This window comes from Arthrobacter sp. 05L45_2 (assembly GCF_056397525.1).
On sequence record NZ_JBFTNO010000010.1, the window covers coordinates 15,989 to 30,204 of the forward strand.

Below are 14,216 nucleotides of genomic sequence, written 5' to 3' on the forward strand. Positions count from 1 at the left end.
TTTTGACGTCAACCGGTGACCTGCAGGAGGGCGGGACCATGGCATCGCAGTTAGTACTGCGGTCGGTCCCGCCCTTCGGCGTATCCGGCGCCGGCACCCCTGGCTGGGGCCGGCTGGCCCCGGACGCCGTGGAGGYCGCCGCGCTGGCGCTGCTGGACGACGTCGAACTCGACCGCGCGAACGGCCTGGAGCCCGGACCGCGGGAGGCCTTCCTGTCCGGCCGGCTGGCCCAGCGCCGGCTCGCGGCGGAACTGCTGGAGGTCCCGGCATCGGACCTCACGGCTGCCTACACCTGCCCGCAGTGCGGCCCCGGAGCCGCGCACGGCAGGCCGGGGTACAGCGAGGGCGGCGCGCCGGTGCCGCTGCTGCTCAGCCTCTCCCGCAGTGCCGGCTGGATCCTGCTGGCGGCCGTTCCGGACCCCCTGCCCGGACAACGCCTCGGCGTTGACCTGCAGGATCCGGCGGGGACAGACTTTGACGGCTTTGACACGGTGGCGCTGAGCCCGGCGGAGCGGGCCAGCCTGACCGGCCTTCCCCCGGCCGCGCAACTGCCCGGACGGGCACGCCTCTGGGCGCGGAAAGAGGCGTGGCTAAAGCTCACGGGTGCCGGATTGCGGACAGCTCCGGACACGGTGGAGGTGCTCCGAAATCCCGACATCCGGGACCTGCCGCCCGCCGAAACCGGGCTGCCGGCACACTTTGCCGCCGCCGTCGCAAATCAGCCGGGCAGGGGCGGGAGCGCTTCCTCGTAGAGCCAGGGGTGCAGCAGGGCTTCGGCGTCGATGCCGGCGGCGCGGTCAGCCGCCATGATGAAATCTTCAGTGGTGACCGATCCGTGCCGGTGGGCCGCCGTCCAGTCGTGCAGGAGCGCGAAGAACGCGAGGTCGCCGCAGCGGAGCCGGACCGCGTGCAGGGCCAGGGCGCCGCGCTTGTAGACACGGTCATCAAACATCAGTTCCGGCCCGGGGTCGCCCACCAGCACGTCCTGCTCCTGCCGGCTCAGCAGCCGCCAGGCGGCCCGGGCGCGGTCGCCGACACTCATGATCCCGGCCTCCTCGGACCAGAGCCACTCCGCGTAGCAGGCGAACCCCTCGTGCAGCCAGATGTCTTTCCAGGAGGCTGCCGTCAGCGAGTTTCCGAACCACTGGTGTGAGAGTTCGTGGGCGATCAGGCGCTGCGACTCCCAGTCGGTGGACAGGTGGTTGCGGCCGAAGATGGACAGCGACTGCGCCTCCAGCGGGATCTCGAGGGGATCGTCGGTCACCACAACGGTGTAGCCCGGAAACGGAAAAGGCCCGAAGCAGCTGGTGAAGGTGCGCATCATCTGCGGCTGCCGGGCCAGCCCGGTACGTGCCAGGGCCACCAGCTCGGCCGGAACGGCGGCGGTCTGGACGATGTCGCCGGCGGTCCGTTCCGGGTTGAGCGGCAGCAGTTCGTAGCGGCCGATCTGGACGGTGGCGAGGTAGGTGGCCATCGGCTCGGACTGTTCGTAGACCCAGGTTTCCCGGCTGGAGCGCGCATGGTGGGAGACGAGGGACCCGTTGCAGACGGCCCGGTAGTTGGCGTCCGTGCTGACGGAAATCCGGTAGCTGGCTTTGTCTCCCGGGTGGTCGTTGCACGGGAACCAGGACGCGGCGCCGTTCGGCTGGCCGGCCACCAGGACGCCGTCGCTCAGTTCCTCCCAGCCCACCTCACCCCAGAGTCCGCGGCGGGGCGCCGGATTTCCTTCGTAGCGGATGTCCAGGCTGAACTCGTCACCGGGAAGCACTGCGGGCTCCGGGACCACCACAAGCTGGCCAGCGCGCTGGCTGAATTTGCGGACCTTCCGGCCGGGCATCAGGACCTTGGTGGCGCGGAGCCCGGTCAGGTCGAGGACAATCGCGGAGCTCTGCCGGCGGGCAACGGCGCGCAGGGTGGCGCGGCCCCGGAGGTGGTTGCTGTTGATCCGGTAGTCGAGCTCCAGTTCGTAGCGCGCGACGCGGTACACGTCGGTGCCGTGGCCGGGCATGTAGGGATCCGGGGCGGTCGCGGATGCCGCGGGAGGCAGTTCCTCGGCGGCGGATGCTGGGGGAGTCATGGACGGCCTTCGGTGGTTGYGGCTGGCACGGTGCCTGCCGGGCGGAGCGCGGGCTGGTGCTACTTCGGCTTGGGCGCCGGGACTACCGGGCCGCCCCACGGACTGACGGGATTGCCCATCCAGTAGGTGGCGGCGGGGACCGTTTCCCCCCTCATCACAAGGGATGCCGGACCCACGGTGCCCCCGTTGCCGATCCGTGCCCGCGGCAGGATGACCCCGTGCGGGCCCATGGTGGCGCCGTCTTCGAGCGTAACAGTGTCGATGCTCATGACCCGGTCGTGGAACAGGTGCGTTTGGACGACGCAGCCCCGGTTCACCGTTGAACTGCGGCCCAGCGTGACCAGGTCCGCTTCCGGGAACCAGTAACTCTCGCACCAGGTGCCGGCACCGAYCTTCGCGCCGAGGGCACGAAGCCACCAGACAAGGGCCGGGGTACCCGACGCTGCGCGCGCGAACCACGGGGCGCTGACCATCTCGATGAACGTGTCCACCACCTCGTTGCGCCAGATAAAGGAGCTCCAGAGCGGGTGCTCGCCGGGGCGGATGCGCCCCACCAGGAGCCACTTGGCGACGACGGCGCTTCCGGCGGCGGCCGCGCCGGCCAGCAGCACCACCACGCCGCCCAGCAGGGCAGCGACCGCGTAGTTGAAGGTCACCGCCAGCCAGTCCAGCGCTATCAGCACCGCGGCGGCCACGGCCACTGTCAACACCACGGGAATGAAGCGGCAGAGCTCCCACAAGGCGCGGGCGAGTTTGAGCCGCAGGGGCGGCTGGAAGGTGCGGGTGTCGTCGGAGGCGATGGCGGTCCGCCGCAGCCGGACCGGCGGGCTGCCCAGCCACGACGTGCCCGCCTTGGCCTTCGCCGGGGTGGCCGAGAGCACCGCCACCAGAGAGTTCTTGGGCACGCTCCGCCCGGCTCCGGTCATGCCGGAGTTGCCGAGGAACGAACGCTTCCCCACCTTGGCCGGGGCAATCTTCATCCACCCGCCGCCGAGCTCGTAGGAGGCGATCAGGGTGTCATCGGCCAGGAAGGCCCCCGCGCCGACGGTCGTCATTTTCGGGATCAGCAGCACGGTGGAGGCCTCCACGTTCCGGCCGATCCTGGCGCCCAGGAGGCGCAGCCAGACGGGGGTGAACAGGCTGGCGTAGATCGGGAACAGCAGGTCGCGGGCCAGGTCCAGGACCCGTTCCGTGGCCCAGACCTGCCAGCCGATCCGGCTGCGCACCCGGTAGTAGCCGGCCTGCAGCCCCAGCCCCAGCAGGCGCGTGGTGGCCAGAATCAGCAGCAGGTTGGCGCTGAACCAGGCGAGTGCGGCCAGCGGGAGGGACAGGACCAGTTGCGGCAGGGCGCCTGTCAGCGAGTCGTGGCCGCGGATGCCGGCGAAGATCACCAGCGCGGCGGCCGCGGCGGAGACGTAGGGGATCAGGGCCAGGAGGGCCGACGCCGAGGCGAAACCCACGATCCACAGCCGGCCGGCCAGGCGATGCTCCGGCGGGGCATCGGGCCAGTCCGCTTTCGCCTTGCCCCGGCGTTCGGCCGGGGAACCGGCCACCAGATGACCGGCCTTGACCCGGCCCAGGACCGCGGAACCCGGTTCCACCTGCGCCCCGGCGCCGATGCTGGCGCCGGGCATCAGGGTGCTGCGGGCTCCGATCACGGCGTCGGCGCCGATACGGATCGCCCCGATATGGACCGAATCGCCGTCAATCCACCAGCCGGAGAGGTCCACTTCGGGTTCGACGTTGCTTCCGCTCCCCAGCGACAGCAGGCCGGTGACCGGCGGCAGCGAGTGCAGCTGGACGTTGTTCCCGATGGTGGCGCCGAGGGCCCGCGCGTAGTACGGCACCCAGGGGGCGCTTGCAAGGCTGATGGCGCCGGCCAGGTCCTGGATCTGTTCCGCGAGCCACAGCCGCAGGTGCACCCGGCCGGAGCGAGGATAGCTGCCCGGACGGACGTTGCGCAGCAGGAGCCGTGCCGCGGCTACCGAGATGGCCATGCGGCCGGCCGGGCTGACGAATACCAGCCACGACGCGCCCACCCACCACCAGGACAGCGTCGGGGCGGCGGAAAACCCGGCGAGGGAGGCGAGCACGTTGTTGGCGGCCATCAAATAGGTCAGCCAACGCATCCCAACCAGGATGTGCAGCGGAACGCCAAGAAAGGTCTGCAGCCACTGGGCCCGGCGGGACGTGGGACGTACCGACCGTTCGCCGGCCGCGGCGGCACCGCCCTCCGGCAGGGACTGGCGGGCGGCGTCGATCAGGGCGCCAAGCCGTGGGGTGGCGTAGATATCGGCCACCGTGATGGTGGGGTAGCGGACCCGCAGCGCAGAAACGAGCTGGGCCGCGGCCAGCGAGCCGCCGCCGAAGGCGAAGAAGTCGGCGTCGAGGTTGGTGACGGTTCCGCCGAGCACCGCGCTCCACTGCTCGACGACCCACCGGGCATCCTCCGGAAGGTCCAGCGGCTCCGCGGTGGTATCGGCACCTGCCCCGGCCAGCGGCCACGGCAGCGCGTTCCGGTCCACCTTGCCGCTGGTCTTGGTCGGCAGGGAGTCCACAACGGTCAGGAGCGGGATCAGCGGGGCCGGCAGGGTGGCCGTGAGCTGCTGCCGCGCCGCGGCCAGGTCCAGCTCCCGGCCCTCGGCGGGGGAGAGGTAGCCCACCAGCACCTGGTTGCCGGCTGCCGTGGTGCGGACGGCGGCGGCGGCGCCGGCGACGTCGGGCAGGGACTGGAGGGCGGCGTCGACCTCGCCCAGTTCGATCCGGCGGCCGCCCAGCTTAACCTGTTCATCGGCCCGGCCAACGAACAGCAGGCCGGCCCGTTCGTACCGCACGAGGTCCCCGGAACGGTAAGCGCGCGCCCAGCCCAGGGCCGGGAACGGGGCGTACTTTTCGGCGTCCTTGACCGGATCGAGGTAGCGGGCCAGCCCGACGCCGCCGATGATCAGCTCCCCGATCGCGCCCTCCGCGACCGGTGCGCCGTCGGAGCCCACGACGGCGAGGTCCCAGCCGTCCAGCGGCAGTCCGATCCGCACCGGACCCGGCCCGCCCAGCGGAGCGGCGCAGGCGACCACCGTGGCCTCGGTCGGGCCGTAGGTGTTCCACACTTCGCGGCCGTCAACGGCCAGCCGGGCGGCAAKCTCGGGCGGGCACGCCTCGCCGCCGAAAATCAGCAGCCGGACGCTTTCCAGGGACTCCACCGGCCACAGYGCCGCGAGCGTCGGCACCGTGGAGACCACCGTGATGCCGTGGTTGATCAGCCACGGGCCCAGGTCCATGCCGGTCCTGACCAGGGCCCGCGGCGCCGGCACCAGGCAGGCGCCGTGCCGCCAGGCCAGCCACATTTCCTCGCAGGAGGCGTCGAAGGCCACGGACAGCCCGGCCAGCACCCGGTCCTGGGGGCCGACCGGCTCGGCCTGCAGGAAAAGCCGGGCCTCGGCATCGACGAACGCGGCCGCGGAGCGGTGCTGCACCGCGACGCCCTTGGGGATGCCGGTGGATCCGGAGGTGAAGATCACCCAGGCGTCGTCGTCCGGGACCGGCTGCCGCGCCCCCTGGAACGGCCGGGGGCGGTCCGGTGCGGCCGTAATCGTGCCGCCGGCGCGCACGATGCCGGCTACCCGGGCCTCGCCGAAGACCAGTTTGGCCCGCTCGTCAGGATCGTCCGCGTCGACCGGGACGTAGGCGGCCCCCACGAACAGGATCGCGAGGATGGCGACATAGAGCTCGTTGGTGCCGGACGGAATCCGGACCCCGATGTTGTCTCCCGCGCCCAGCCCTTCCGCGTGCAGATGCCTGGCCGCGGCCCGGACCTCGTCCATCAGCTGGGCGTAGCTGAGCGAGCGGCGGCCGTCGTCGAGCGCGGACGCCTCAGGGAAACGGTCCGCGGTGTCCTGCAGGACGTCGATCAGGGTCCGGGCGGGCGGCGCCGCCAGGGCACCGGGCAGCTGCGGTTCAAACACGGGCCCGGCCGGCGCAGCGTTGCCGGAGGGCGGTTGTTGCTCAATCACGGGGAGATTCTCACCCCGGCAGGTGAACGGAACATGGCGCGTGGCTCCCGCGGACGGTCAGGGAACCAGGATGACCTTGCCGGTGGTGCGGCGCTGTTCCAGGTCGGTGTGCGCCGTGGCGGCGTCGGCGAGATCGTAGCGGGCGCCGATCCGGACCTTGAGGCTGCCGTCGGCCACGGCGGCAAAGAGCTCGTCCGAACGCCAGCGGCGCTCCTGCGCGTCCTGGAGGAAGTGGGTGATAGTCGGACGGGTCAGGTACAGCGAGCCGCCGGCATTGAGGCGCTGCGGGTCGAACGGCGGAACCGGACCCGACGCGGCGCCGAAGAGCACCAGCGTCCCGCGGATCCGGAGCGCAGCCAGGGAATCGTCGAAGGTATCCTTGCCGACGCCGTCGTACACAACGTGCGCGCCGGCGCCGTCGGTGAGCTCGCGGACCTTGGCGGCAAAGCCGTCGTAGCGCAGCACATGGTCGGCGCCGGCCCCGCGGGCCAGCGCCTCTTTCTCGTCCGTGGACACCGTGGTGATGACCTGCGCGCCCTTGGCCTTGAGCAGCTGGATCAGCAGCAGGCCCACGCCTCCGGCACCGGCGTGCAGCAGCACCGTGTGACCGGCCTCCACCTTGAACGAGGAGTTGATGAGGTAGTGGGCGGTAATGCCCTGGAGGGGGAGGGCCGCCGCGGTGTAGTCGTCGACGCCGTGGGGGACCGGCAGTGCCTTGTCCGCATCCACGACGGCGTACCCGGCGTAGCAGGCGACGCCTTCGGCGGTGGCCACCCGATCGCCGGTGGAGAAGCCGGTGACGCCGTCGCCGAGCTCCTCGATGGTTCCGGAGGCCTCGGATCCCGGGGTGAAGGGGTACTGCACCTTGTACGTGCCGCTGCGCTTGTAGGTGTCAATGAAGTTCACCCCGACGGCGGCGACTTTGATCAGGAGCTGGCCAGGACCCGGAACGGGCCGGTCGACCTCCGCGACTTCCAGGACCTCCGGTCCGCCGGCCTGCCGGGCGACAATTGCGTGCGTCATGTGTCTCCTTCTGAAGCGTCAGTGCTCTGCGTCCATCCTAGGGACATCGGGGCGCCGAAACGGTATACCGGGGCATGCGTGACGAATGCATAAATATCGGACGCTATGCATAGTCTTGCTGTATAGTCGGGGTTATGACTATTTCTGTAGCGGTCTCCGGTGCCAGCGGCTACGCCGGCGGCGAGGTCCTGAGGCTCCTGGCCGGTCATCCCGACGTCACCATCGGCGGCATCACCGCGCACAGCAACGCCGGTTCCAGACTAGGCGAACTGCAGCCGCATCTCCATGGCTTGGCAGGCCRTATCCTCGAGGACACCACTGTGGAGAACCTGGCCGGGCACGACGTCGTGTTCCTCGCCCTGCCGCACGGGGCGTCGGCGGAGATCGCCGCGCAGCTGCCGGCCGGGACTGTGGTCATTGACGCCGGTGCTGACCACCGGCTGGAGGACCCGGCCGCGTGGGAGAAGTTCTACGGTTCGCCGCACGCCGGCACCTGGCCCTACGGCCTCCCCGAACTTCCCGGCCARCGCGAGGCMCTGCGCGGCGCCACCMGRATCGCCGTGCCCGGCTGCTACCCGACSTCGGCMCTSCTGGCMCTCACCCCGGGSTTCAGCAACCACCTCCTRSARGCCGACGACGTCGTGATTGTCGCCGCGTCCGGCACCTCCGGGGCCGGCAAGGCTGCCAAGGTCAACCTGATCGGCTCCGAGGTCATGGGCTCCATGAGCCCTTACGGCGTCGGCGGCGGACACCGCCACACCCCGGAGATCGAGCAGGGCCTCTCGAAGGCCCTCAACGCTCCCGTCACCGTGTCCTTCACCCCCACGCTGGCCCCGATGAGCCGCGGCATCCTCACCACGGCCACAGCGAAGGTCCGGCCCGGCGTCACTGCCGAGGAACTGCGCAGCGCCTGGGCGGAGGCTTACGACGAAGAACCCTTTGTCCACCTGCTCCCGGAGGGCCAGTGGCCCTCCACCAAGTCCGTGCAGGGCTCCAACCACGCGGTGATGCAGCTGGCCCTAGACGCCCACACCGGCCGTGTGATCGTCACCTGCGCCATCGACAACCTCACCAAGGGGACCGCCGGCGGCGCCGTGCAGTCCATGAACATCGCCCTCGGCCTGGCGGAAACCGCCGGCCTCGACCTGCAGGGAGTCGCACCGTGAGCATCACCGCCCCCCAGGGATTCCGCGCAGCCGGCGTCAAGGCCGGCCTCAAGGCCTCGGGAAATCCTGACCTCGCCCTCGTTGTCAACGACGGCCCCGCCAAGGCGGCCGCCGCCGTCTTCACGTCCAACCGGGTGGCCGCGGCGCCAGTGCACTGGTCCCGCGAGGTCATCAAGGACGGCCGCGTGGACGCCGTCATCCTCAACTCCGGCGGCGCCAACGCCTGCACGGGACCGCAGGGTTTCCAGAACACCCACACCACCGCGGAAAAAACCGCAGAGGCACTCGGGGTGTCCGCGACGGACATCTTTGTCTGCTCCACCGGCCTGATCGGCGAGCAACTTCCGATGGACAAGCTGGTCCCCGCCATCGGCGCCGCTGCCGCTGAGCTGAGCGCCGACGGCGGAGCCGCGGCCGCCACGGCGATCATGACCACCGACTCGGTCTCCAAAGAGGCGGTCTTCACCGGCACCGACGCCGAGGGGCGCGAATACACCATCGGCGGGATGGCCAAAGGCGCCGGGATGCTGGCACCCGGCCTGGCCACCATGCTGGTGGTCCTCACCACGGACGCCCAGGTCCAGCCCGGGCTCCTCGACGTGGCCCTCCGCGACGCCACGCGCGTCACCTTCGACCGCGCCGACTCCGACGGCTGCATGTCCACCAACGACACCGTCGTGCTGCTCGGCTCCGGCGCCTCCGCCGCCACCCCGTCCGCGGCCGACTTCGGCGCAGGACTCACCCAGGTGTGCGCTGAGCTGGCCCGCAAGCTGATCGGCGACGCCGAGGGCGCCAGCCACGACATCGCCATCCGCACCTTCAACGCCGCCAGCGAAAAGGACGCCGAAGTGGTCAGCCGGGCGGTGGCCCGCTCCAACCTGTTCAAGGCCGCGATCTTCGGCAAGGACCCGAACTGGGGCCGTGTGCTCTCCGCCGTCGGCACCACGGACGCCGCGTTCGACCCTGACCAGCTGAACGTCTCGATGAACGGTGTGCAGATCTGCCGCGACGGCAGCATCGGCGATGACCGCGGCCTGGTGGACCTCGAGCCGCGTGAGGTCCTGGTGGAGATCGACCTGCAGGCCGGCGCGGCCGAGGCCACCATCTGGACCAACGACCTCACCCACGACTACGTCCACGAAAACAGCGCCTACTCCAGCTGACCCCGGCAGGGGAAGGCACCGTCGGGACGAACCGAAGGACCAACGCAGATGAACACCCAGACCCGGGAGACCACCTCCATGGCCGATGCCCAGGACAAGGCCGGCACCCTGATCGAGGCGCTGCCCTGGATCCAGCGCTTCGCCGGAACCACCATGGTGATCAAATACGGCGGCAACGCCATGGTCAACGAGGACCTGCGCCGCGCCTTCGCCGAGGACGTGGTGTTCCTGCACCACGTCGGCATCCACCCCGTGGTGGTGCACGGCGGCGGCCCGCAGATTAACGCCATGCTGGGCCGGCTGGGCATCGAATCCGAGTTCAAGGGCGGCCTGCGCGTCACCACCCCCGAGGCCATGGACGTGGTCCGGATGGTCCTCACCGGCCAGGTCGGCCGCGAACTCGTTGGCCTCATCAACTCGCACGGGCCCTACGCCGTCGGKATGTCAGGGGARGACGGCGGRCTGCTGCGSGCCGTCCGSACCGGCACCRYGGTGGACGGCGARGARGTGGACCTGGGCCTCGTGGGCGAGGTTGTCGGCGTGAACCCGGAAGGCATCCTGGACATTGTCGCCGCCGGCCGCATCCCGGTGATCTCCACCGTCGCGCCCGAGACCTTCGAGGACGGCTCCACCACCGGGCAGGTGCTCAACGTCAACGCGGACACCGCCGCCGCGGCCCTCGCGGAGGCCCTCGGCGCCTCCAAACTCGTGATCCTGACCGACGTCGAAGGGCTCTACGCCAACTGGCCGGACCGGTCCTCACTCATTTCCTCCCTCACGGCCTCGGAGTTGCGCGACCTCCTGCCGGGCCTGGAGTCGGGCATGATCCCCAAAATGGAGGCATGCCTCAAAGCCGTCGACGGCGGCGTGGAACGCGCGCACATCGTGGACGGCCGGCTGCCGCACTCGATGCTGCTCGAAACCTTTACGACGGCGGGCATCGGCACGCAGGTTGTCCCGGACGAGGAAGTGACCGCCAAGTGAGCAGCACCGAACTGAACGATTACGCCGACGGCCGCAGCAGCGATGGGGGCCCGGGTGTGGTCGGGCACCGCGAAGCGGGCGGGGCCCCCATCGCTGCGGAGGCCGCCGCAACCACCATTGTCCCGAGCAGCAGCGGAGCAGACTGGCTTTCCCGCTACTCCTCCTCGCTGCTCGGCGTCTTCGGCACGCCCCAGCGGGTGCTGGTCCGGGGCGCCGGCTGCCTGGTCTGGGACGCCGACGGCAAGGAATACCTGGACCTGCTCGGCGGGATCGCAGTGAACGCCCTCGGCCACGCCCACCCCTTCGTCACCTCCGTCATTTCCAGCCAGCTTGCCACCCTGGGCCACGTCTCCAACTTCTTCACCAGCCCCACGCAGGTGGCCCTGGCCGAGAAGCTGCTGGACCTTGCCAAGGCCCCGGCCGGGTCCAAGGTGTTCTTCGCCAACTCCGGCACGGAAGCGGTGGAGGCCGCCTTCAAGCTCGCCCGGCGCAACGCGGGGACGGTCCAGTTGCCGCGCACCAAAATCATCGCCCTCGACGGCGCGTTCCACGGCCGCACCATGGGCGCCCTCGCCCTGACCTCCAAAGAGGCCTACCGGGCGCCGTTCGCGCCGCTGCCCGGCGGCGTCGTCCACGTCCCGTTCGGTGACATCGAAGCCCTCCGCGCCGCGATCGACCAGACCACGGCCGCCGTCTTCCTCGAACCCATCCAGGGTGAGGCCGGCGTCCGGCCGCTGCCCGCCGGCTACCTGGCGGCGGCCCGCGAGGCGACCACTGCCGCGGGCGCCCTGCTGATCCTGGACGAGGTCCAGACCGGCATCGGCCGGACCGGCAAGTGGCTCGCGAGCGAGGACGCCGGAATCGTTCCCGACGCCGTGACCCTCGCCAAGGGCCTGGGCGGCGGCTTCCCGATCGGTGCCCTGCTCACCTTCGGGCCGGACGTCTCGGCTCTGCTGACCCCAGGGCAGCACGGCACCACCTTCGGCGGGAACCCGGTGGCCACCGCGGCGGCCCTTGCCACCCTCCACGTGCTGGAAAACCAGCACGTGCTGGCCCACGTCCGGGACATCGGGGACCACCTGCGCGCCGGCCTCGCCGGCATCGCCGGCGTCACCGAAGTCCGCGGCGAAGGCCTGCTGATCGGCTTCGACCTCGACGCCGACGTCGCCCCCGCCGTCGTCACAGCCGGACTCGACGCCGGATTCATCCTCAACAGCCCGGGACCGCGCACCATCCGGCTCGCGCCCCCGCTGATCCTGACCGCCGGCCAGGCCGACCTGTTCCTCGCCGCGCTGCCGGCCCTCCTCCAGACCGCAAAGGACGCCCAGTGACCGCCACCGAGACTTCCACCCGAACCCGCCACTTCCTCAAGGACACGGACCTCAGCCCCGCCGAACAGGCCGAGGTGCTGGAGCTCGCCGTCCGGATGAAGGCCGCCCCGTACAGCGTCCAGCCCTTCGCGGCCGAGGCCAGCGGCCGCAAGACCGTGGCCGTGATCTTCGACAAAACCTCCACCCGGACCCGCGTCTCCTTCGCCACCGGCATCGCGGACATGGGCGGCAACGCGCTCATCATCAACCCCGGCGAGGCGCAGATCGGCCACAAGGAATCCGTCGAAGACACCGCCAAGGTGCTCGAACGTATGGTCTCCACCATCGTGTGGCGGACCGGCGCGCACGCCGGCCTGGTCGCGATGGCGGAGAACTCCGGCGTCCCGGTCATCAACGCCCTGTGCGACGACTACCACCCCTGCCAGCTCCTGGCGGACCTCCTGACCGTCAAGGAGCACAAGGGTGACCTGGCCGGCCTGACCATGGCCTACCTGGGCGACTCGGCCAACAACATGGCCAACTCCTACCTCCTGGCCGGCGTCACCGCCGGTATGCACGTGCGGATTTCCGGCCCCGAGGGTTACCTCCCGGCCGCGGAGATCGTCGCGGCGGCCGAAGAACGCGCCGCCCGTACCGGCGGCTCGGTCCTGGTCACCGTCGACGCCGCGGAAGCCCTGCGCGGCGCCGACGTCGTCGCCACGGACACCTGGGTCTCCATGGGCCAGGAGGACGAGAAGGAGGCCCGGCTGCAGCTGTTCCGTGACTACTCCGTCGACGAGGACGCCATGACCCTCGCCGCGCCGGACGCCGTCGTCCTGCACTGCCTGCCGGCGTACCGCGGCTACGAGATTTCCGCCGGCGTCATCGACGGGCCGCAGTCCGTGGTCTGGGATGAGGCCGAGAACCGGCTGCACGCCCAGAAAGCCCTGATGGCGTGGCTTATGCACCGCTCCGGCCTGGCCGTTGTGGACGGCCTGGCACCGGCCGGCGGGGCCGACTAATGTCCGTCCAGCCCGCGGCGCAGGGGGCCAGCCCGGCCACCAAGACGGCCCGGCAGGCGCGGATCACCGCGATCCTGACCGGGGAGTCCGTCCGCTCGCAGGCCGAACTCGCGGCGCTGCTCGCGGACGACGGCGTCCAGGTCACCCAGGCCACCCTGTCCCGCGACCTCGTGGAGCTCGGCGCGGTCCGGGTCCGCGGCAAAGACGGCGTCCTGGTCTACGCCGTGCCGGGGGAGGGCGGCGAACGCGCGGCCAAGAGCGGCGTGACCCAGGAAATCCTCGACGCGCGGCTCGCCAGGCTCTGCGGCGAACTGCTGGTCACCGCCGAGGCCTCCGCGAACCTCGCGGTGCTCCGCACCCCGCCGGGCGCCGCGAACTTCCTGGCCCTCGCGATCGACCACTCCGTGATGCCCTCGATCCTCGGCACCATCGCGGGGGACGACACCGTACTGCTGGTCACCCGCGACCCGCTGGGCGGCGCCGCCGTCGCCGGCCGTTTCCTGCAAATGGCCGAAGAAGCCGGGCAATAATCGTGGTCCACGAACTTTTCCAGACAACCCAAGAACCCAACAACTAAGGAGCATTTGAAGTGACTGAGCGTATTGTGCTGGCCTACTCCGGTGGCCTGGATACTTCCGTAGCCATCGGCTGGATCGGTGAAGCGACCGGCGCCGAGGTCATCGCCGTGGCTGTCGACGTCGGGCAGGGCGGCGAGTCGCTGGAGACCATCCGCCAGCGCGCGTTGGGCTGCGGCGCGGTCGAAGCCTACGTGGCTGACGCCTCCGATGAATTCGCCAACGAGTACTGCGTGCCCACGCTGAAGGCCAACGCCCTCTACCAGGGCCACTACCCGCTGGTGTCGGCCATCTCCCGCCCGGTGATCGTCAAGCACCTGGTCAAGGCCGCCCGCGAATTCGGCGCCACCACCGTGGCACACGGCTGCACCGGCAAGGGCAACGACCAGGTCCGCTTCGAAGTCGGCATCCAGACCCTCGGCCCGGACCTGAAGTGCATCGCCCCGGTCCGCGACCTCGCCCTGACCCGGGACAAGGCCATCGCCTTCGCCGAGGAAAAGGGACTGCCGATCGAGACCACCAAAAAGAACCCGTACTCGATCGACCAGAACGTCTGGGGCCGCGCCGTCGAAACCGGCTACCTCGAGGACATCTGGAACGCCCCCACCAAGGACATCTACGACTACACCGCCACCCCGGAATTCCCGCCGGCCCCGGACGAAGTCACCATCTCCTTCGAAGCCGGCGTTCCGGTGGCGATCGACGGCGTCAAGGTCACCCCGCTGCAGGCCATCAAGGAACTCAACCGCCGCGCCRGTGCCCAGGGCGTCGGCCGGATCGACGTCGTCGAGGACCGCCTCGTCGGCATCAAGTCCCGCGAAATCTACGAGGCCCCCGGCGCCATGGCGCTGATCACCGCGCACAAGCACCTTGAGGACATCACCAT

General features: G+C 70.5%; 11 protein-coding genes. 8 read left to right on the top strand and 3 right to left on the bottom strand.

Annotated elements, in window-relative coordinates; genetic code table 11:
* Window positions 1–38 precede the first annotated feature (38 nt).
* Window positions 39–752, top strand: a complete 714-nt coding sequence (locus AC1DHD_RS01855) for a 4'-phosphopantetheinyl transferase family protein (RefSeq protein WP_476878051.1) — start codon at window positions 39–41, stop codon at window positions 750–752.
* On the opposite strand, the gene AC1DHD_RS01860 is transcribed toward AC1DHD_RS01855, so the two are convergent.
* Genes AC1DHD_RS01860 through AC1DHD_RS01870 form a run of 3 tightly spaced genes read right to left on the bottom strand, consistent with a single transcriptional unit; the run spans window position 719 to window position 7,110 of the window.
* On the bottom strand, window positions 719–2,077 hold the full coding sequence (locus AC1DHD_RS01860) for a M1 family metallopeptidase (protein WP_476878052.1): 1,359 nt from the start codon (window positions 2,075–2,077) through the stop codon (window positions 719–721). The two genes, AC1DHD_RS01855 and AC1DHD_RS01860, sit on opposite strands and share 34 nt — an antisense overlap.
* 59 nt (window positions 2,078–2,136) lie before the next feature.
* Window positions 2,137–6,087, bottom strand: a complete 3,951-nt coding sequence (locus AC1DHD_RS01865; protein ID WP_476878053.1) for a Pls/PosA family non-ribosomal peptide synthetase — start codon at window positions 6,085–6,087, stop codon at window positions 2,137–2,139.
* A gap of 57 nt (window positions 6,088–6,144) precedes the next feature.
* The gene (locus AC1DHD_RS01870) at window positions 6,145–7,110 is read right to left on the bottom strand and encodes a quinone oxidoreductase family protein (protein ID WP_476878054.1); all 966 of its coding nucleotides are present in this window, start codon (window positions 7,108–7,110) and stop codon (window positions 6,145–6,147) included.
* Window positions 7,111–7,244: 134 nt separating this feature from the next.
* Between AC1DHD_RS01870 and argC the strand changes: the two genes are divergently transcribed.
* The 7 genes from argC to AC1DHD_RS01905 form a co-directional block, all read left to right on the top strand.
* On the top strand, window positions 7,245–8,276 hold the full coding sequence (argC, locus tag AC1DHD_RS01875; RefSeq protein ID WP_476878055.1) for an N-acetyl-gamma-glutamyl-phosphate reductase: 1,032 nt from the start codon (window positions 7,245–7,247) through the stop codon (window positions 8,274–8,276).
* Window positions 8,273–9,439 (top strand): bifunctional glutamate N-acetyltransferase/amino-acid acetyltransferase ArgJ, encoded by a 1,167-nt coding sequence (gene argJ, locus AC1DHD_RS01880; RefSeq protein WP_476878056.1) that lies wholly within the window; start codon window positions 8,273–8,275, stop codon window positions 9,437–9,439. Before argC ends, argJ begins: the two co-directional genes overlap by 4 nt.
* 48 nt (window positions 9,440–9,487) lie before the next feature.
* Window positions 9,488–10,423, top strand: a complete 936-nt coding sequence (argB, locus tag AC1DHD_RS01885; protein ID WP_476878057.1) for an acetylglutamate kinase — start codon at window positions 9,488–9,490, stop codon at window positions 10,421–10,423.
* 89 nt (window positions 10,424–10,512) lie between these two features.
* Window positions 10,513–11,754 carry an acetylornithine transaminase gene (locus tag AC1DHD_RS01890; protein ID WP_476878061.1) on the top strand — a complete coding sequence of 414 codons (1,242 nt, stop codon included), beginning with the start codon at window positions 10,513–10,515 and terminating at the stop codon, window positions 11,752–11,754.
* The gene (gene argF, locus AC1DHD_RS01895; protein ID WP_476878058.1) at window positions 11,751–12,755 is read left to right on the top strand and encodes an ornithine carbamoyltransferase; all 1,005 of its coding nucleotides are present in this window, start codon (window positions 11,751–11,753) and stop codon (window positions 12,753–12,755) included. Before AC1DHD_RS01890 ends, argF begins: the two co-directional genes overlap by 4 nt.
* Window positions 12,755–13,285, top strand: a complete 531-nt coding sequence (locus AC1DHD_RS01900) for an arginine repressor (RefSeq protein ID WP_476878059.1) — start codon at window positions 12,755–12,757, stop codon at window positions 13,283–13,285. Before argF ends, AC1DHD_RS01900 begins: the two co-directional genes overlap by 1 nt.
* A 59-nt stretch (window positions 13,286–13,344) precedes the next feature.
* Window positions 13,345–14,216 (top strand): argininosuccinate synthase (locus AC1DHD_RS01905; protein WP_476878060.1); only part of this gene is annotated, 872 nt, incomplete at its 3' end.